This is a genomic window from Streptomyces misionensis, assembly GCF_900104815.1.
Taxonomy (GTDB): Bacteria; Actinomycetota; Actinomycetes; order Streptomycetales; family Streptomycetaceae; genus Streptomyces; species Streptomyces misionensis.
This window is the reverse complement of record NZ_FNTD01000004.1, coordinates 1,873,620-1,893,051: the sequence shown is the minus strand read 5'-3', so window position 1 is coordinate 1,893,051 and position 19,432 is coordinate 1,873,620. Positions and strand designations below refer to the sequence as shown.

Sequence of the window (19,432 nt, the reverse complement as noted above, 5' to 3'; positions counted from 1 at the left end):
CATGGACCGCCGCATTTTCGGGCTGGAGAACGAGTACGGCGTCACGTGCACGTTCAGGGGACAGCGCCGCCTGTCGCCTGACGAGGTGGCGCGGTACCTCTTCCGCCGTGTCGTGTCATGGGGCCGCAGCAGCAATGTCTTTCTGCGAAACGGCGCCCGGCTCTATCTCGACGTGGGGTCACATCCGGAATACGCGACACCCGAGTGTGACAATGTGATCGAACTGGTCACCCACGACAAGGCCGGGGAGCGCATTCTCGAGGGACTCCTGGTGGACGCGGAGCGACGCCTGCACGAGGAGGGAATCGCGGGCGACGTCTACCTCTTCAAGAACAACACCGATTCGGCGGGCAACTCCTACGGCTGCCACGAGAACTATCTGGTGGCGCGGCACGGGGAGTTCTCCCGGCTCGCGGACATTCTGATCCCGTTCCTGGTCACGCGGCAGTTGCTGTGCGGCGCGGGGAAGGTGCTGCAGACGCCGCGGGGTGCCGTCTACTGCGTGAGTCAGCGTGCCGAGCACATCTGGGAGGGTGTGTCGTCGGCGACGACCCGTTCCCGGCCGATCATCAACACGCGGGACGAGCCGCACGCGGACGCGGAGCGTTACCGCAGGCTGCATGTCATCGTGGGCGACTCGAACATGTCGGAGACCACGATGCTGCTGAAGGTCGGCGCCACCGATCTGGTGCTGCGGATGATCGAGGCGGGCACGGTGATGCGGGATCTGACGCTGGAGAACCCGATCCGGGCGATCCGGGAGGTCAGTCACGACATCACCGGGCGGCGCAAGGTGCGGCTGGCCAGTGGCCGGGAGGCGTCGGCGCTGGAGGTGCAGCGCGAGTACTTCGACAAGGCCGTGGACTTCTGCGACCGCCGTGGCATCCGTACCGGGACGGTCGCGCGGGTGCTGGAGCTGTGGGGCCGAGCGCTGGAGGCGATCGAGACGGAGGAACTGGACCGGATCGCCACCGAGATCGACTGGGTGATGAAGTACAAGCTCATCGAGCGGTACCGGGCCAAGCACAACATGACGATGTCGCATCCGCGGGTCGCGCAGATAGACCTGGCGTACCACGACATCCACCGCCGGCGTGGGCTGTACTACCTGCTGGAGAAGAAGGGGCAGGCGGCGCGGGTCTGCAATGACGTGCGGATCTTCGAGGGCAAGTCGGTTCCGCCGCAGACGACTCGGGCGCGGCTGCGCGGTGACTTCATCCGGCGGGCGCAGGAGCAGCGCCGGGACTTCACGGTGGACTGGGTGCATCTGAAGCTCAATGACCAGGCGCAGCGCACGGTGTTGTGCAAGGACCCGTTCCGTTCGGTGGACGACCGGGTGGAGAAGCTGATCGCCGGAATGTAGGCGGACATCGGGTGAGGTGGTGTGTCCGGTGGTGTGTGCCGGAACGCCACACGGGCGCCGTACCTTTCGGGTGCGGCGCCCTTCTCGGTCGTAGAGTTGCGCGCACGTCATCCGCAAGTCCGACCGATTACGAGGCTCTTCCGTGCGCCGACGTTCACTTCTTTTCGCCGCCGTTCCCGCAGGTCTGGTCACGCTCGCCGGGTGCGGCGGCTCGTCCGGTCACAGTGACGCGGGGGTGTCGCCGTCGCCGTCGGCGCCGAGCGCGCCTCCGCCGCCGAAGATCGTGGACGGGCCGCTGCCGCCGATCACGGCGGGCAAGCGGTTCGGTGAGAAGCCGACCGTGGCGAAGGGGACGGGCGATCCGTCGAAGAACCTCGCGGTGCGGACGGTGATTCCGGGCCGTGGTCGCGCGGTCGCGGAGAACGACTTCATCCAGGCGAACTATCTGGGGCAGATCTGGGACACCGGCAAGGTGTTCGACAATTCGTACGACCGGCATGCCCCGCTGGTGATGCAGCTGGCGCAGGGGAGTCTGATCGACGGCTGGCGGTACGGGCTGACCGGGAGGAGGACGGGTAGCCGGGTGCAGATCGCGGTGCCGCCGACCTGGGGTTACGGCAAGTCGGGTGATCCGCAGGCGGGGATCAAGGGTACCGACACGCTGGTCTTCGTGGTCGATCTGATCGATTCGTTCAACTCGAAGAGTTCGGCGCGCGGCAGGGCCGTGCCGCAGAACGATCACGCGCTGCCGAGGGTGGGCACCAACACCGACGGGGCGGTGCCCACGGTCGTGGTGCCGCACACCGCCGCGCCGGACAAGCTGGTGTCGGCCTATGTGCTGGAGGGCGACGGCCCGGCGCTGAAGGCGGACCAGACGGTGCTGTGCCAGTTCCAGGGGCTGGTGTGGAACGGCGGCAAGACGTTCCAGCGGACCTATGGTTCGGGCCGGCTGAGCCAGTTCTCGCTGTCGCAGATGCAGCAGACGGTGAAGGGGCTGGCGCAGGGGCTGACCGGGAAGAAGGTGGGCAGCCGGGTGCTCGTCGTGGTGCCGCCGCAGCTGGGCTACGGGGACAACCCGCCGAGCGGGGGCCCGATCGGCAAGGGCGCGACGCTGGTGTTCACGGTGGACATCCTGGCCGCCATGTAGCGGGGGTGTCCGTGGCGGGCGGTGGTCCCGTGGGGATGAAAGACTGGCGGGGTTTCGTGTCGTACCTACGCAGGAGCTTTTGACGTGAACATCGAGAAGCCCGAGATCGACTTCCCCGAGGGCCAGGCCCCGGCGGACCTTGAGATCAAGGACATCTGGGAGGGCGACGGAGAGGTCGCGCAGGCGGGCCAGACCGTCACCGTGCACTACGTCGGTGTCGCCTTCAGCACCGGCGAGGAGTTCGACGCCAGCTGGAACCGCGGCACCCCGTTCCGCTTCCCGCTGGGCGGCGGCCGGGTCATCGCGGGCTGGGACCGGGGCGTGCAGGGCATGAAGGTCGGCGGCCGTCGCCAGCTGACCATTCCGGCCCACCTCGCCTACGGCGACCAGAGCCCGACCCCGGCGATCAAGCCGGGCGAGACGCTGATCTTCGTGGTGGACCTGCTCGCCGTCTGAGCCACCCCGAGCCATCGGCCGCATCCGACCGGATCCGACCGTCTGGGGCCCATGCCTGTCCGGGCATGGGCCCTCGGCTTTTGCCACCGCGCCCGGGAGCGGTACGGTCAACGACCGGAAGCACAACAGGGAAGGCGAAGGGCGTCGATGGCCATTGCCAAGGCCGAGCGGCTGATGAACCTCGCGCTGTGTCTGCTCGGCGCACGGCGTCCGCTCAGCAAGCGTGAGCTGCGCGATTCCATCGAGGCATACGTCGAGGCCGCGCGCCCGGACCGGGCCGGGGTGGGCAGCGACGACTCCTTCAACCGGATGTTCGAGCGTGACAAGGACGATCTGCGCGAGCTGGGCCTGGTGATCGAGACCGTCGAGAACATCGAGGGCGAGGTCGGCTATCTCGCCCGCCGGGACAGCAACCGGCTGCCGCCCATCACCCTGGACGCCGAGGAGGCCGCCGCCCTGGGCCTGGCCGCCAAGGTGTGGCAGCAGGCCCGGCTCGCCGGTGCCGCCAGCGGCGCCCTGCAGAAGCTGCGTGCCGCCGGGCTGCCCGAGGAGGTCGACCCGTACGAGGCGCACGGCGCGCTGGAGCCGCGCATCCCGGTGCACGAGGCCGCGTTCGAGCCGCTGATGCTGGCCTGCCGCGACCGCCGGCCGGTGGTGTTCGACTACCGCAAGGCCACCGCCGCCCGCCCCGAGCCCCGGCATGTCGAGCCGTGGGCGCTGGAGTGCTGGCGCGGCCACTGGTACCTGGCCGGTTTCGACCGCGACCGGGGCGCCGAGCGGGTCTTCAGGCTGTCCCGGATCACCGGCAAGGTGCGCTCGCGCGGTACGGGCTTCACCGCGCCCGTGCCCGACGTGGTCACCGTGCGCGAGACGGTGGCGGGCTGGGCCGGCGAGACCGCCGACCGCTCGGCGCTGATCCGGCTGCGCTCCGGCGCCGGCTACCCGCTGCGGGCGAAGGCCGTCAAGGTGCGGGAGCTGGGCGACGGCTGGGACGAGCTGGAGATCCCCTACGGGCACGGCCTGGACGCCTGGCTGGTGGAGTTCGGCCCGGACGTGGTGGTCGTGGAGCCCGCCGAGCTGCGGGCCGATGTGGTGGACCGGCTGCGTGCCGTGGCCAAGGGCTGAGGGGGAGCAGGACTGTGGCAGGCAAACCGGCCAGGGCCGTGAACGCCATCGACCAGACCCGGCGGATGCTCTCCTTGGTGACGTATCTGCGGGAGCGCCCCGGTGCCCGGATCGCCGATGTGGCCCGGGCCTTCGGGATCACGGAGGACGAGCTGGTCGCCGACCTGGATCTGCTGCCCATGTGCGGCACCAGTTTCCGCGGCGGCGACCTCCTGGACATCGACACCGACGGCGAGCGCATCTGGTGGCACAACCCGGCCGCGCTCGGCGAGGACGCCGCCGAGCCGCTGCGGCTGGCCGCCGACGAGGCCACCGCCCTGCTGGTGGCGGCCCGCGCGGTCGCCACGCTGCCCGGGCTGCGGGAGGGCGACCGGCAGGCCCTGCTGCGCGCCACCGCCAAGGTGGAGACGGCGGCGGGCGAGGCCGCGGGCGCCAGCTCCCGGCTGTCGGTGACCTTCGAGTCCGAGGGCGGTGTCTTCGCGGACGTCGACCGGGCCATCTCCGAGCGCCGCCGGCTGTGGATCCGCTACTACTCGCCGGCCCGTGACGAGGTCACCGAGCGCGAGATCGACCCGATCCGGCTGGTCAGCGTCGGCCACACGTATGTGGAGGCCTGGTGCCGCCGCTCGGAGGCCCGGCGCACCTTCCGCCTCGACCGGGTCGCCGAGATCCGCGTCCTGGACGAGCCCGCCGCCCCGCCCGAGGTGGAGCTGCGGGACCTGTCCGAGGGGCTGGTCCAGCCGGCCGCCGAGGACCCCGAGGTGGTGGTCGAGGTCGGCCCGGGCGGCCGCTGGGTCGCCGAGTACTACCCGCACGACAGCGCCGAGGAGCTGCCCGACGGCGGGCTGCGGATCACGCTGCGCACCCCCGACCCGGCCTCCCTGCGCCGGCTCGCGCTGCGGCTGGGCGGCGACGGCCGGATCGTTTCCCCGCCCGAGCTGGCCGAGAGCGCCCGCCGCGCGGCCCGCGAGGCGCTGGCGGCGTACGACGGCACGCCGGACGCGACGGGGAACGCCGTCGAGGGGCGGCGGTGAGGCGCCGGGCGACGGGCCCCGCCCGCCCGTTACGCCGGGAACGGCGCGGGCCCCGGGGCGGCCGGGCGACCGTGCGGCGGGCGCGGTGAGCGGGGGCGGAGTGACCGGCGGCGGAGTGACCGGCGGACCGGTCGGCGGCACGACCGGGACGACGACCGGCGGAGAAGGAGTGGTGGCTGTGAGCGAGTCTGCGGTGTCCGGTGCGAGCGAGATGTCGGTGGCCACCGCCTTCGCGGGGATGCGGAGAGTGAGCCCCGTCGTGTTCCGGGCGGGCTGCCCGGACTGCCGGGGCCGGTTCGAGCTGGCCGCGAGCGCGCTGCGCCTCGCCATCGGGGCGAGCCACCGCACCACGTTCTACTCCTTCACCTGCCCCGAGTGCGGCGCCGCGGTCCGCAAGCCGGCCGGCGAGCGCATCGTCGAACTGCTCACCGGCGGCGGAGTGCGGACCCTGCGGCTCCACTCCACGGTGTAGCCGGCTGCGCTCCGGGTCGCCGGACGGTCTAGGCTCGACCCCATGTTCTGGCCGATGTTCGCGGTAGCCCTGGGATTCCTGGGCCTCGCCGTCCTGGGAGTGCTCGCCGTCCGGGTGTTCGTGGAGGCGCGGCGCCTCGGGCAACAGGTCACGGACTCCGCGCGGCGGATCAACCGGGCCGCCGAGGATCTGGAACGGTCGGCGATGAGCGCGGCCCGGGCCGCGGACGCCCTGTGATGTCTTCTTGTGATGCGCTTTGGGTCACTTCGCCCTGTCACCTAGCCGCTTCGGCCAGGTACGCTGCTGGTCGCGGCCCGGAGATCGAGGCGCGGTCCGCAGAGTGGGAGTACGCACGGGGAGTGTCCCACGTTCACCCCCGGGCGATACGATCGCTGCCGGCACGATGGTCGGACAACTGTCCGATCAGTCGGACAAGCCCCATCGCCCCGCCTCAGTGAGAAGGTGAAGACTTATGTTCCGCAACGCACTTGAGCCGTGGCACCTGGTGCTCCTGGTTCTGGTCATCGTCCTCGTGTTCGGTTCCAAGAAGCTTCCGGACATGGCCCGCTCCCTCGGCAAGTCCGCGCGCATCCTGAAGAGCGAGGCCAAGGCGATGAAGGACGACGGCGGCAACAAGCAGTCGGCCTCCACCGCCCAGTCGTCCGCCGAGGAGCCGGCCCCCGCGCAGCGCACCATCCAGGCCGCGCCCGGCGACGTGACCAGCTCCCGTCCGGTCAACGAGCCGACCGACTCCGCCCAGCGCTGACGCGAGGACCGGGGCCCCGGTCCGCTGCACGAGATGAGGATGTGGGTTGCCCAAGTCCGCCCGCAAGAAGGAGAGGGATCCCGAGGGGCGCATGCCACTCGCGGATCACTTGCGTGAGCTGCGCAACCGGCTCACGAAGGCCGTCCTGGCGATCGTCGTCGTCACGATCGTGTCCGCCTTCTTCTACAAGGACATCATCGACTTGATCACCGCGCCGTTGCTGCGCTCGGTGGGTTGTCACCAGTCCTTCGGCGAGCTGGCGAAGGCGAACGACAACACCCACTGCGCGCACATCACGATCGGTGATCTGCTGGGGCCGTTCACGCTGGCACTGAAGGCCTCGCTGACCGCGGGTGTCGTGCTGGCGTCCCCGGTCTGGCTCTACCAGCTGTGGGCGTTCGTCGCACCGGGCCTGCACCGGCACGAGAAGAAGTACGCGTACGCGTTCGTCGGGTTCGGCGTGCCGCTGTTCCTCGGCGGCGGCTTCCTCGCCTACCACGTGCTGCCCATCACGGCGCGGGTGATGATCGACCTCACCCCCAGCGGGGTGGAGAACCTGCTGTCCCTGGACAAGCTGCTCGACCTGGTCACCCGCATGGTGGTGGTCTTCGGCCTCGCCTTCGAGATGCCGTTGCTGCTGGTCATGCTGAACCTGACGGGCATCCTGACCGGGCGGCGGATGCTCGGCTGGTGGCGCGGCATGGTCGTCGGCATCGCCGCCTTCGCGGCGGTGGCCACGCCCGGCGCCGACCCGATGTCGATGCTGGCGCTGGCGGCGCCGATCTGGGCCCTGTTCTTCATCGCGGTGGCCTTCTCGCTGATCAACGACCGGCGCCGGGCCCGCCGCGCGGACGACGGACTGTCGGACGACGAGGCCTCGGTGCTGGACCTGACGCCCGAGGAGATCGGCGAGGTGGAGTCCGTGAGCGCGAGCGGCGCTCCCGAGCCGCCGGGCTCCGACCGGGTCAACGGCTACGACGACGCGACCTGACCCACACACGCGGACGAGACGCACTGCCCCCGTCCCGGGAGACCCTCCCGGCACGGGGGCAGTCGTCCGTCCGGGCCCGGTGTCCGGCCGGTGTCCGGTCCGATGCCGATCGGCTGTGCTGATCAGCGCACGTTCCGGATAATGATCGTCCTGTTGTCGGTGGGGCCCGGTACGCTCGAAAGCACGATGACAGAGGACCTCTCACCGGCCGAGCGGTACGCGGCAGCCCGCAGGCGGGCAGCCGAGCAGGCCACCGCGCTCGCGTCCTTCCGCGAGATGTACGACTTCGGCCTCGACCCCTTCCAGATCGAGGCCTGCCAGGCACTCGAAGCCGGCAAGGGCGTACTGGTGGCCGCCCCCACCGGCTCGGGCAAGACGATCGTGGGCGAGTTCGCCGTCCACCTTGCCCTGCTCCAGGGCAAGAAGTGCTTCTACACGACGCCCATCAAGGCGCTGTCGAACCAGAAGTACGCCGATCTGAGCCGCCGCTACGGCGCCGACAAGGTGGGCCTGCTCACCGGCGACAACAGCGTCAACTCCGACGCCCCGGTGGTCGTGATGACCACCGAGGTGCTCAGGAACATGCTGTACGCGGGCTCCCAGACGCTCCTGGGCCTCGGGTACGTGGTCATGGACGAGGTGCACTACCTCTCCGACCGCTTCCGCGGCGCCGTCTGGGAGGAGGTGATCATCCATCTGCCCGCCTCGGTGACCCTGGTGTCCCTGTCGGCGACCGTGTCCAACGCGGAGGAGTTCGGCGACTGGCTGGACACCGTCCGCGGCGACACCGAGGTGATCGTCTCCGAGCACCGGCCCGTGCCGCTGTTCCAGCACGTGCTCGCCGGACGCCGGATATACGACCTGTTCGAGGAGGGCGAGGGCCACAAGAAGGCCGTCAACCCCGATCTGGTGCGCCTCGCCCGGATGGAGGCGACCCGGCCGTCGTACCAGGACCGGCGCCGGGGCCGGAACATGCGGGAGGCCGACCGGGAGCGCGAGCGCCGGCAGCGCTCGCGGGTGTGGACGCCGGGCCGGCCCGAGGTCATCGAGCGGCTGGACGCCGAGGGCCTGCTGCCCGCGATCACCTTCATCTTCAGCCGCGCCGGCTGTGAGGCCGCCGTCCAGCAGTGCCTGTACGCGGGCCTGCGGCTCAACGACGAGGAGGCGCGCGAGCAGGTCCGCGCCCTGGTCGAGGAGCGCACCGCCCACATCGCCCAGGAGGACCTGCACGTCCTCGGCTACTACGAGTGGCTGGAGGGCCTGGAGCGGGGCATCGCCGCCCACCACGCGGGCATGCTGCCGACCTTCAAGGAGGTCGTGGAGGAACTGTTCGTGCGCGGCCTGGTCAAGGCCGTGTTCGCGACCGAGACCCTCGCGCTCGGCATCAACATGCCCGCCCGCTCGGTGGTCCTGGAGAAGCTCGTCAAGTGGAACGGCGAGCAGCACGCCGACATCACGCCGGGCGAGTACACCCAGCTGACCGGGCGGGCCGGCCGCCGGGGCATCGACGTCGAGGGCCACGCCGTCGTGCTGTGGCAGCGCGCCATGAGCCCCGAGCACCTGGCCGGGCTCGCGGGCACCCGTACCTACCCGCTGCGCTCCAGCTTCCGGCCGTCGTACAACATGGCGGTCAACCTGGTCGAGCAGTTCGGCCGGCACCGCTCCCGGGAGCTGCTGGAGACGTCCTTCGCGCAGTTCCAGGCGGACCGCTCGGTGGTCGGGATCTCCCGGCAGGTGCAGCGCAACGAGGAGGGGCTGGCCGGCTACAAGGCCTCCATGACCTGCCACCTCGGCGACTTCGAGGAGTACGCGCGGCTGCGCCGGGAGCTGAAGGACCGGGAGACCGAACTGGCCCGGCAGGGCGCCCACCAGCGCCGCGCCGAGGCCGTCGTCGCCCTGGAGAAGCTGCGGCCGGGCGACGTCATCCACGTGCCGACGGGCAAGTACGCGGGCCTCGCGCTGGTGCTGGACCCGGGGCTGCCGGCCGGCCGTTCCAACGGGCACCGCGGGTTCGACCACCAGGACGGGCCGCGTCCGCTGGTGCTGACCGCCGAACGGCAGGTCAAGCGGCTGGCGTCGATGGACTTCCCGGTGCCGGTCGAGCCGCTGGACCGGATGCGGATCCCGAAGTCCTTCAACCCGCGCTCGCCGCAGTCGCGCCGGGACCTCGCCTCCGCGCTGCGCACCAAGGCCGGGCACATCCCGCCGGAGCGGGCCCGCAAGAAGCGCTCGCAGGCCGCCGACGACCGGGAGATCGCCCGGCTGCGCACCGCGATCCGCGCCCACCCCTGCCACGGCTGCAACGAGCGGGAGGACCACGCCCGCTGGGCCGAGCGCTACCACCGGCTGCTGCGGGACACCTCGCAGCTGGAGCGCCGGATCGAGGGCCGCACGAACACCATCGCGCGGACCTTCGACCGGATCGTCGCCCTGCTGACCGAGCTGGACTACCTGCGCGGCAGCGAGGTCACCGAGCACGGCCGGCGCCTCGCGCGGCTGTACGGCGAACTGGACCTGCTGGCCAGCGAGTGCCTGCGCGAGGGCGTCTGGGAGGGGCTGGCGCCCGCCGAACTGGCCGCCTGTGTCTCGGCGCTGGTGTACGAGGCCCGGGTGGGCGACGACGCGCTGGCGCCCAAGCTGCCCTCCGGCAAGGCGAAGGCCGCGCTGGGGGAGATGGTGCGGATCTGGGGCCGGCTGGACGGTCTGGAGGAGGAGTTCCGGATCAGCCAGACCGAGGGCGTCGGCCAGCGCGAGCCGGACCTGGGCTTCGCCTGGGCCGCCTACATGTGGGCGTCGGGCAAGGGCCTGGACGAGGTGCTGCGCGAGGCGGAGATGCCGGCGGGCGACTTCGTGCGCTGGTGCAAGCAGGTCATCGATGTGCTGGGGCAGATCTCCGCGGCGGCGCCCGCGGACGGCTCCACCGTGGCCAAGGCCGCGCGGAAGGCCGTCGACCAGCTGCTGCGGGGCGTGGTGGCCTACTCGTCGGTGGGCTGACCGGCACCTCGCCGGACGACACGAAAACCGGCTCATCCCTCGGGGCGAGCCGGTTTTCGTATGCCTGTACGCCATGACTCAACGTGTTCGAACGGATGTCGAGCGTACGAATGGGGCCGAGCGTACTCCTGGTGCGGGGGTGGCGTCAGGCGGTCGCCGAATATGACACGGGCGTTGAGCCGGTCGGACTAGGCTCGCCCGCGGCGCACCGAGTTGAGGTAATTCGCGCGCCTGTTCCCATTTACGGAGAAGATCCCGTCCTTTCCATGAATCTTCCCCTCGACGTCTCTCCCGACACCCCGTCGATCCGTCCCCAGCCGATCCGTCCCAGAAGGCATCCATGGTGAGTGTTCAGAAGCCGCCCGGTCGCCGTGAACGTCCGTACGCCCGGGTCCTGTTGCCGCCGGCCATAGCGATGGCCGCGGCAGGCGCGGGCGCCGTCGCCCTGGTGCCCGGCGAGGCCCGGGCCGCCGTCGGCCTGTGCGCCGCCCTGGCGCTGCTGCTGGTGCTCGTCACCGGGGCCGAGGCCGCCCGGCGCGGCCGCCTGCTGCGCGCGGAACAGGCCGCGCACGCCCGCGACACCGCGCACCTGGAGGAGCGGCTCGCCGACCACGACGTCCTGATCCACCGCTTCGCCACCGACGTCCTGCCCTGGGCGTTCGCCCGGCTGTCCCGCGGTGAGATGCTCCGCGACGTGCTCGCGAACGTCTACGACGCCGACCCCGAGCTGCGCGTCCTGCCCGACGCCTACCGGGAGATGGTGCGCGTCGCGCTGCGCGGCGCCGACCACGAGATCACCATGCGGATCGCCACCGAGCGCTCCTTCGTCAGCATCGCCCGCCGCGTGCAGGCCATCGTGCACCAACAGGCCGTGGAACTGCGGGAGATGGAGGAGGACCACGGCCGCAACCCCGAGGTCTTCGACGACCTGCTGCGCCTGGACCACGGCAGCTCGCTGATCGGCCGGCTCGCCGACACCATCGGCGTCCTCGGCGGCGGCCGCCCCGGCCGCCAGTGGCCGCTGCCGGTCTCCCTCTACAGCACCCTGCGCGGCGCCATGTCCAGGATCCTGGACTACCACCGCATCCACCTGGCGTCCATCTGCAACATCAACATCAAGGGCACCGCCGTCGAACCGGTCATCCACGCCGCCGCCGAGCTCTTCGACAACGCCACCCGCTACTCGCCGCCCACCACCAAGGTGCACGTCACCGCCGTCGAGGTGCAGACCGGCATCGTCATCGAGATCGAGGACGCCGGGGTCAGCCTCAACGAGGAGTCCCGGATCCGCATCGAGAAGATGATCGAGGACGCCAAGAACGGCGACGACGCGCACAACCTCGGCGACAACCCGCGCCTCGGCCTCGCCGTCGTCGGCCGGCTCTGCAAGCAGTTCGACATGGAGGTCTCGCTGCGCACCTCCGCCTACGGCGGTCTGCGCGCGATCCTCATCGTGCCGCGCGTGATGACCACCACCGAGCCCGGTGTCGGCGTCGCCCACGGCATCGGCGCGACCGGCATCCCGATGCCCGAACTCGGCGCCGTCGAGGGCCCCCGGCGCCGCCCCAAGAAGCGCCGCCCCACCAGCCCCAAGATCCCCGCCGGGATCTCCATGGAGGACGACGTCCCCGAGGTCACCGAGTGGACCGCGGGCGGTCTGCCGCAGCGCCGCAGCCGGGTGAAGGTCCCGCTGAGCCGGCGCTGGGCCGAGGAGGCGGCCATCGAGCGGGCCGAGCGCGAGGGCCGCCCCACCGTCTGGTCGCAGACCAGGCAGGAGCCCGACCCCGAGCCCGAGCCGGACCCCGAGCGCAAGAAGCTGATCGAACGCCCGCCGGGCATGTGGATCGACGACTTCTTCGACGGACTGCGCAAGGGCATGCCCGAGGGCGCCACCGCGCCGGAGCTGACCGACTTCACGCTCCACCCGACCAAGTACCTGCACCTGATCGATGACGCGGCCGCCCCCACCGAGGCCGACGACGAGGGGACCACCCGGTGATCCAGCAGCGAGGCAACTTCGACTGGATGCTCAAGCAGCTCAACGACGGAGTACCCGGCATCCAGATGATCGTGGTGCTCTCCTCCGACGGCCTGCGCATCGCCCGCTACGGCGGCGAACCCGACGCCGCCGACCGGGTCGCCGCCGCCTGCGCGGGCCTGCAGAGCCTGGCCGGCGCCATCATCCAGGAGATCCCCGGCGCCGGCGACATGAAGGTCGTCGTCGTGGAGATCGAGGGCGGCTACTTCTACCTGATGAACGCCGGCGCCAACGCCTACCTCGCCGTGCTCGCCGACGTCACCTGCGAACCGGGCCGGATGAGCGGCATGATGCGCGACCTCGTCGTCCGGATCGGCGCCCACCTCACCAGTCCGCCCCGGCGGGACGGGCAGACCGTATGACCCCTCCACGACGCACCCGGCGCCGGCCGGGCCCGCCGCCCCCACCCGCCCCGTTATCCGCGCCGCCGTCCGGGATCCCGGACGGCCCGCTCCCGCACGGCACCCCCGGCGGCCAGCCCCCGCCCGGGAACCCCGAGCGGCTCTACGCCGTCACCGGGACCGCGGACGGCGGCCGCGCCGAACTCGACCTGGTGACCCTGATCGTCGCCCGCGGCACACCCCCGCCCGGCGCGTCCCCCGAGCACACGGCGGTGCTCGAACTGTGCGCGGCCCCGCTGTCGCTGGCCGAGCTGTCCGCCTATCTCTCCCTGCCGTTCAGCGCGATGACGGTACTGGTCACGGAGATGATCACGGCCGAACTGGTGCAGGCGCGCGCCCCGGTCGTCCGCCGGGCGGCCCCCGATCGTTCCCTCCTCGAAGCGGTGATGCATGGACTTCAAAAGCTCTGACACGATCCCCGGCCCGCGCACCGAGGACCAGCTGCCGCACACCACCCAGACCGCGGTGAAGATCGTCATCGTGGGCGGCTTCGGCGTCGGCAAGACCACCATGGTCGGCTCCGTCAGCGAGATCAGACCGCTGACCACCGAGGAGACCATGACGCAGGCCGGCATCGGGATCGACGACGACTACGGCTCCGAGACCAAGACGGCCACCACCGTCGCCATGGACTTCGGCCGGATCGGCATCACCGGCAAACTCGTGCTCTACCTGTTCGGCACCCCCGGCCAGGAGCGCTTCTGGTTCCTGTGGAACGGCCTGTTCGAGGGCGCGCTCGGCGCGGTCGTACTCGTCGACACCCGGCGCCTGGAGGTCAGCTTCGACGTCATGGGGCGGCTGGAGGAACGCGGCGTGCCCTTCGTCGTCGCCATCAACTCCTTCCCGGACGCCCCCCGTTACCCCATCGAGGAGCTGCGCGCCGCGCTCGACCTCACCCCCGAGATCCCGATCGTCGAGTGCGATGTGCGCCGCCGGGCCTCCAGCAAGGACGTGCTGCTCACCCTGATGCGCTTCCTGCACTCGCTCGCCCTCTCCGGCGCCCTCGTCTGACCCGCCCTTTTTCCGTTCCGGAGCGAACACCGTGACGTCTGAACCCCAGTTGCCGACCGGCACGCCCGACACCCTTCCCGGCCCGCCCCCCGGCTGCCCCGCGCACGGCCCCGGCCCCGGCGGAGCGCACCGGCTCTACGGCCCTGGCGCCGAGGACCTGGACGACCTCTACGAGCGGCTGCGCGAGCAGTACGGCCCGGTCGCCCCCGTGCTGCTCCACGACGACGTGCCGATGTGGGTGGTGCTCGGACACGCCGAGAACCTCCAGGTGGTGCGCAGCCCCTCGCAGTACACCCGCGACAGCCGGATCTGGGCACCGCTGCTGGACGGCCGGGTCAAACCCGACCACCCGCTGATGCCGCACATCGCCTGGCAGCCCATCTGCTCCCACGTCGAGGGCGACGAGCACCTGCGGCTGCGCGACGCGGTCACCTCCGCCATGGGCACCATCGACCACCGCAGCGTCCGCCGGCACATCGGCGGCCACACCCAGCGCCTGGTCAACGGCTTCTGCGAGCGGGGCCGGGCCGATCTGGTCGCCCAGTTCGCCGACCACCTGCCGATGGCGGTGCTGTGCGAGATCCTCGGCATGCCCGAGGAGTACAACGACCGGATGGTGCATGCCGCGCGGGACGCCCTGAAGGGCACCGAGACCGCCAACCAGAGCCACGCCTACGTCATGGACGCGCTGAACCGGCTCACCATGCGCCGCCGCGCCCGGCCCGAGGACGACTTCACCAGCCACCTCGTCACCCACGGGGCCGGGCTCAGCGACGACGAGGTCCGCGAACACCTGCGGCTCGTCCTGTTCGCGTCCTACGAGGCCACCGCCAACCTGCTCGCCAACGCGCTGCGCATGGTCCTGACCGAGCCCGGGTTCCGCGCCCGGCTGAGCGGCGGGCAGATGACCGTGCCGGAGGCGATCGAGCAGTCGCTGTGGGACGAGCCGCCGTTCAGCACCGTCTTCGGCTACTACGCCAAGCAGGACACCGAGCTGGGCGGGCAGCGGATCAGCAAGGGCGACGGACTGCTGTTCGCGCCCGCGCCGGGCAACATCGACCCGCGGGTGCGGCCCGACCTGTCCGCGAGCATGCAGGGCAACCGCTCGCACCTCGCCTTCGGCGGCGGCCCGCACGAGTGCCCGGGGCAGGACATCGGGCGGGCCATCGCCGACGTCGGCGTCGACGCCCTGCTCACCCGGCTGCCCGACGTCCAACTGGACTGTGCGGAGGACGACTTGCGCTGGCGGTCCTCCATCGCCTCCCGGCACCTGGTGGCGCTGCCGGTGCGCTTCGAGTCCAAGCCGCAAGCGGACGCCGACCTGCCGCCCCGGGCCTACACCCCCGGTCTGCCCGCCGATCTCATGCCGCCCGCCCCGCGGCCCCGGCCGGCCGCGGCGCTGCCCGCCGCCGTGCCGCCCGCCCGGCCGGTGACCCCGGCCCCCGTGCCGCCGCCGAAGGGGCCCTGGCAGCGGCTGCTGCGCTGGTGGCGCGGCGAGTGAGCCGGCCGCTCACGCCCAGCCGGTGCCGGACCAGGCCGCCAGGGCGCGCCCGCTGGTGAAGGCGTGCTCCACGCCGGTGACCGGATCGGTGAACTCCAGTGCGCGCGCGAGCAGTTGCAGCGGGCGCCGGAAGTCGCCGGCCGGCACCGGGTCGGCCACCACCGGGTAGAGCGGGTCGCCGAGGATGGGCACCCCGAGCGCGTTCAGATGCACCCGCAGCTGATGCGTCTGGCCGGTGCGCGGCAGGAGGCGGTAGCGGCCGAGCCCCTCCCGCCGCTCCAGCAGCTCCACCCGGGTCTCGGCGTTGGGCTCGCCCTCGACCTCCCGGGCGGCCAGTGCCCCGCGCTTCTTCACGATCCGGCTGCGCACCGTCCGGGGCAGCGCGAGCGAGGCGTCGTACGGGGCGACGGCCTCGTACTCCTTGCGCACCCGCCGGTCCCGGAACAGCGTCTGGTACGCGCCGCGTTCCTCGGGCCGCACCGTGAACAGCACCAGACCGGCGGTGAGCCGGTCCAGCCGGTGCGCGGCCGTCAGCGTCGGGACGCCCAGTTCGTGGCGGAGCCGGGCCAGGGCCGTCTGGGCGACATGGCCGCCGCGCGGGGTGGTGGCCAGGAAGTGCGGTTTGTCGGCGACGACGATGTGCGCGTCCCGGTACACCACGGTCACCGGGAACGGCACCGGGGTCTCGGCGGGCAGGTCGCGGTGGAACCACACGAACATCCCCGGCCGGTACGGCGCGTCCGGCGGCACCGCCCGCCCGTCGGCGCCGATGATCCGCCCGGCGTGGAACATCGCCTCCACCATGCCGGGCGCCGCGCCCGTGAGCCGCTCCACCAGGTGCTCCCGCACGGTGGGCCACGCCCCGTCCGCGGGCAGCCGCACCCGCACGGGGTCGACGCCCTCGCGCTGGGGGAGCGGGGCGGGCGGGGGCGGCGTACGGCGTCTCACCCGGTCAAGGGTACGAGGCGGGGGCGGGGTAAAACCGCTGGGTGACGGGCGCCGCACGGCGGCAGTATGGGGCCATGCCCTTTCTCACCAGCCCAGTGCTGCCCGCCGGCGCTCTCGCCCGTGCCCCCCAGCCCGCCATCGCCGGCGACGGCCTCGTCCTGCGCCCCTGGCGGGCCGAGGACGCGCCCGCCGTGTACGCGGCGTTCCAGGATCCGCTGATGCACCGCTTCCACGGCAAGTCCTGTGAGTCCGAGGCGGAGGCGGCCGGCTGGATCACCGAGTGGCAGCAGCTGTGGGAGGGGGAGGACCAGGCGCAGTGGGCGGTAGCGGAGGCGGACGGCGACGCGCTGCTGGGCAGGGTCGCGCTGCGGCAGATCGAACTGGGCGACGGGACGGCCGAGATCGCCTACTGGACGGTGGCGCGGGCCCGTGGCCGGGGCGTGGCCGCGCGGGCGGCCACGGCCCTGACCCACTGGGCGTTCGAGGAGATCGGCTTCCACCGGCTGGAGCTGATGCACTCCACCGCCAACGAGGCCTCCTGCCGCGTCGCCCGCAAGGCCGGTTACGCCCCCGAGGGCACCCGGCGCAGTGCCTTCCTCCACCCCGACGGCTGGCACGACATGCATCTGCACGCACGGGTGCGGGGGGACTGACCGCCCGCCGGGGCCCCGGCCACGGTTCCGCGGAACCCGGCGGGGGCGGGTGCGGTCCGCCCACGCTCCGCCGCCAGGGCAGGGCGCCGGAATTGTTACCGTCGTCCCATGGGCTGGACGTGCTCGTGGACGGTTTACCGCCCCTCGTAGTCTCCGGCAGGGAGAACGAAGGAGTGGCCGGTGTCCGAAGAGCCGTTCGGAGTCGTCTTGCGCGGTCAGCGGCAGCAACGCCGTCTGACCATAGAGGAGTTGGCCGAGGCGTCGGGGGTGAGCGTCCGGGCGATCGGTGACATGGAGCGGGGGCGCAGCCGGGTCCCGCAGCGGCGCACCGCGATGGCGCTGGCGGAGGGGCTGGGGGTCGGCGAAGCGGAGCGGGAGGCGCTGCTGGCGGCGGCGCGGGCGGCACGGACGGCGCGTGCGACCCGCCCGGAGGCGGGGATGGGGACGGCCGTACCGCCGCGGTCGGTGGGGGACTTCACCGGACGCGACGGCGAGCTGGCGCGGCTGCGGGACGCCGCGGCGCGGGCGGGCACCGGCGAGGGCACGTCGGTGTCGGTCATTTCGGGTCCGCCGGGGTGCGGGAAGACGACGCTGGCCCTCAAAGCGGCAGCGGACCTGGCCCAGGAGTTCCCCGGCGGCTGTTTCGTGGTGGACCTGCACGGCGTGGAGGGCCCCATGGACACGGGCGAGGCGCTGCTGAAGCTGCTGAAGGCACTGGGGGTGTCGGACCGCAGGCTGACACAGGAGGACGCGGCCGGGCGCGCGGGGCTGCTGCGCGCCCTGCTGGGCGAGCGCCGGTGTCTGGTGGTGCTGGACAACGCCCGGGACGAGGGGCAGGTGCGCCCGCTGCTGCCCGCCGGCGGGCGGAGCCTGGTGCTGGTCACCAGCCGGCGGCCGCTGAGCGGTCTGGAGAACGTCGACCGGCTGGCGCTGTCCGAGATGGCGCGGGCCGAGGCGGTCGAGCTGCTGCGGCGGATCCTGGGCGAGCGGCGGGCGGACGCGGAGATCGACGCCGTGGGGCGGGTGGCGGAGCTGTGCGGGCAGCTGCCGCTGGCGCTGCGGGTGGCCGGGAACTGGCTGACGGTGCGGTCGGCGTGGAGCGTGGCCCACCTGGTCCGGCGGCTGGCCGACGAGGAACGCCGTCTGGGCGCGCTCGCGGCCGGGGACGTGCGGGTGGAGGCGGCGTTCGAGCTGTCGTACCGGCAGCTGACCGGGGAGGCCGCCCGGATGCTGCGGCTGCTGAGCCTGGTCCCGGCGGCGGACATGACCGCGGCCTACGGCGCCGCCCTGACCGCCACCGGCGTCTTCGAGGCCGAGGACGTCATGGAGGAACTGGTCGAGGCCGGGCTGCTCCAGGCCACCTTCACCGGCCGCTACCAACTGCACGACCTGCTGCGGCTGTTCGCCCGTACCCGGCCGGCGGGCCCGGAGGGGCCCGGTGAGCGCGAAGCGGCCGAGGACCGGCTGCGCACCTGGCTGCTGGAGACGGCCGTGGTGGCCGGCCGCTGGTACAAACCCGGGTACGGGGCGCCGCCGTCCTCCTGGCAGGGCCTGGTCCCGCTGGAGAGTGCCGAGCAGGCGCGCGGCTGGCTCCAGGACGAGGCACCGGCCTGGCTCGCCGCGCTGCACGGTGCCGCCCGCCGGGGCGAGCACGGCCGGGTCGTGGAGACCGCGGGCGCCATGGAGTGGTTCTGCGACCTGTGGCTCTTCTGGGGGCACTGGCCCGAGGTGTTCCGTCTGTCGAGCGAGGCCGCCGCCGCGCTCGACGACCCGTACCTGCGGGCCTTCCACCTCAACTGCCACGCCTGGGCCCTGAACACCTGCGAGCACCGCCACCGCGAGGCCCTCGAACGGGCCGGCGAGGCGCTGGACTGCGCCCGCCGCGCCGAGGACGTCACCCAGCAGGCCTCGGCACTGGCGCACGCGGCGAACGCGCACCGCAAGCTCGGTGAGGCCGAGGAGGCCGCCGAGAAGTCCCTCGCCGCCATCCACCTGGCGGACGGGGCCGGCGATCCCGAGGTCTGGCTGAACGCCGTGGCGAGCCACGCGGTCTCCCTGCGTTCCGCCGGCCGTGCCGAGGAAGCCCTGCACCAGGACCGGCGCGTCATCGCCTTCCTCGACGCGCCCGACTGCCCGGTGAGCGAGTTCATCGCCGACGTCATCCGCGCCAACACGATCTACGCGATCGGTCTCGACTACGCGGCGCTGGGCCGGTGGCGGGAGGCCGCCGGCCACTACCGCGATGCCGTGGCCGAGGCCCACCGCATCGGTCTGACCAACGGAGCGGGGTACGCGCTGGTGTCCCTGGGGCAGGCCCTGATCGAGCTGGGGGAGGCGGAGGAGGCCCGCTCCCGCCTGCTGGAGGCCCTCGCCCTCGGCGACGAGGCCGACGGCAAGGAGCTGATGACGGCGCGGACACTCCTGGACGCGCTCCCCGCCGAGTGACGGCGACGGGGGCGCTCGGGTGAGGTCCGTGCCGGGGGGCCTCGCTCGGGTGAGGACCGTGCCGGGGGCCGGTAGCGGCGCGCCCCG

18 protein-coding genes are annotated in these 19,432 nt (G+C 72.4%); 17 read left to right on the top strand and 1 reads right to left on the bottom strand.

The features are described 5' to 3' along the window. Position 1: 1 nt before the first annotated feature. The 15 genes from pafA (at position 2) to BLW85_RS10060 (ending at position 15,299) form a co-directional block, all read left to right on the top strand. The gene (gene pafA, locus BLW85_RS10130) at positions 2-1,363 is read left to right on the top strand and encodes a Pup--protein ligase (RefSeq protein WP_070030246.1); all 1,362 of its coding nucleotides are present in this window, start codon (positions 2-4) and stop codon (positions 1,361-1,363) included. A gap of 142 nt (positions 1,364-1,505) precedes the next feature. After that, on the top strand, positions 1,506-2,510 hold the full coding sequence (locus BLW85_RS10125; RefSeq protein WP_070030245.1) for an FKBP-type peptidyl-prolyl cis-trans isomerase: 1,005 nt from the start codon (positions 1,506-1,508) through the stop codon (positions 2,508-2,510). An 84-nt stretch (positions 2,511-2,594) separates the two neighbouring features. Next, positions 2,595-2,966, top strand: coding sequence for an FKBP-type peptidyl-prolyl cis-trans isomerase (locus BLW85_RS10120; RefSeq protein ID WP_070030244.1), 372 nt, complete (start codon positions 2,595-2,597; stop codon positions 2,964-2,966). 147 nt (positions 2,967-3,113) lie between these two features. Then, positions 3,114-4,091, top strand: coding sequence for a helix-turn-helix transcriptional regulator (locus BLW85_RS10115; protein WP_070030243.1), 978 nt, complete (start codon positions 3,114-3,116; stop codon positions 4,089-4,091). A gap of 14 nt (positions 4,092-4,105) precedes the next feature. Then, positions 4,106-5,125, top strand: coding sequence for a helix-turn-helix transcriptional regulator (locus BLW85_RS10110; RefSeq protein WP_074991874.1), 1,020 nt, complete (start codon positions 4,106-4,108; stop codon positions 5,123-5,125). Positions 5,126-5,303: 178 nt separating this feature from the next. Beyond that, entirely contained in the window at positions 5,304-5,597 is a 294-nt protein-coding gene (locus BLW85_RS10105) for a hypothetical protein (RefSeq protein WP_070030241.1), read from the top strand. Between the two features lie 42 nt (positions 5,598-5,639). Next, positions 5,640-5,834 carry a hypothetical protein gene (locus BLW85_RS10100; RefSeq protein ID WP_070030240.1) on the top strand — a complete coding sequence of 65 codons (195 nt, stop codon included), beginning with the start codon at positions 5,640-5,642 and terminating at the stop codon, positions 5,832-5,834. Between the two features lie 235 nt (positions 5,835-6,069). Further along, the gene (gene tatA / locus BLW85_RS10095) at positions 6,070-6,363 is read left to right on the top strand and encodes a Sec-independent protein translocase subunit TatA (protein ID WP_070030239.1); all 294 of its coding nucleotides are present in this window, start codon (positions 6,070-6,072) and stop codon (positions 6,361-6,363) included. A 46-nt stretch (positions 6,364-6,409) separates the two neighbouring features. After that, positions 6,410-7,354, top strand: a complete 945-nt coding sequence (tatC, locus tag BLW85_RS10090; protein WP_208624829.1) for a twin-arginine translocase subunit TatC — start codon at positions 6,410-6,412, stop codon at positions 7,352-7,354. Positions 7,355-7,495: 141 nt separating this feature from the next. Next, entirely contained in the window at positions 7,496-10,348 is a 2,853-nt protein-coding gene (locus BLW85_RS10085) for a DEAD/DEAH box helicase (RefSeq protein WP_070030237.1), read from the top strand. A 340-nt stretch (positions 10,349-10,688) separates the two neighbouring features. After that, positions 10,689-12,347: an ATP-binding protein gene (locus tag BLW85_RS10080; protein WP_239697629.1), complete on the top strand. Its 1,659-nt coding sequence runs from the start codon at positions 10,689-10,691 to the stop codon at positions 12,345-12,347. Beyond that, complete coding sequence (locus BLW85_RS10075) at positions 12,344-12,748, top strand: roadblock/LC7 domain-containing protein (protein WP_070030235.1); 405 nt, start codon at positions 12,344-12,346, stop codon at positions 12,746-12,748. Before BLW85_RS10080 ends, BLW85_RS10075 begins: the two co-directional genes overlap by 4 nt. After that, on the top strand, positions 12,745-13,197 hold the full coding sequence (locus BLW85_RS10070) for a DUF742 domain-containing protein (RefSeq protein WP_074991872.1): 453 nt from the start codon (positions 12,745-12,747) through the stop codon (positions 13,195-13,197). Before BLW85_RS10075 ends, BLW85_RS10070 begins: the two co-directional genes overlap by 4 nt. After that, complete coding sequence (locus tag BLW85_RS10065) at positions 13,178-13,798, top strand: GTP-binding protein (protein WP_074991871.1); 621 nt, start codon at positions 13,178-13,180, stop codon at positions 13,796-13,798. Before BLW85_RS10070 ends, BLW85_RS10065 begins: the two co-directional genes overlap by 20 nt. A 31-nt stretch (positions 13,799-13,829) precedes the next feature. Further along, entirely contained in the window at positions 13,830-15,299 is a 1,470-nt protein-coding gene (locus tag BLW85_RS10060; protein WP_074991870.1) for a cytochrome P450, read from the top strand. A gap of 9 nt (positions 15,300-15,308) precedes the next feature. Here the strand turns inward: BLW85_RS10060 and BLW85_RS10055 are convergent, their stop codons facing one another. Beyond that, positions 15,309-16,247 carry an RluA family pseudouridine synthase gene (locus tag BLW85_RS10055; protein WP_074991869.1) on the bottom strand — a complete coding sequence of 313 codons (939 nt, stop codon included), beginning with the start codon at positions 16,245-16,247 and terminating at the stop codon, positions 15,309-15,311. A 74-nt stretch (positions 16,248-16,321) separates the two neighbouring features. Here BLW85_RS10055 and BLW85_RS10050 point away from each other — a divergent pair, with 74 nt between their 5' ends. Then, positions 16,322-16,900, top strand: a complete 579-nt coding sequence (locus BLW85_RS10050; RefSeq protein ID WP_070030230.1) for a GNAT family N-acetyltransferase — start codon at positions 16,322-16,324, stop codon at positions 16,898-16,900. 180 nt (positions 16,901-17,080) lie between these two features. Continuing rightward, entirely contained in the window at positions 17,081-19,345 is a 2,265-nt protein-coding gene (locus tag BLW85_RS10045) for a helix-turn-helix domain-containing protein (protein ID WP_074991868.1), read from the top strand. The last annotated feature ends 87 nt before the right edge of the window (positions 19,346-19,432 follow it).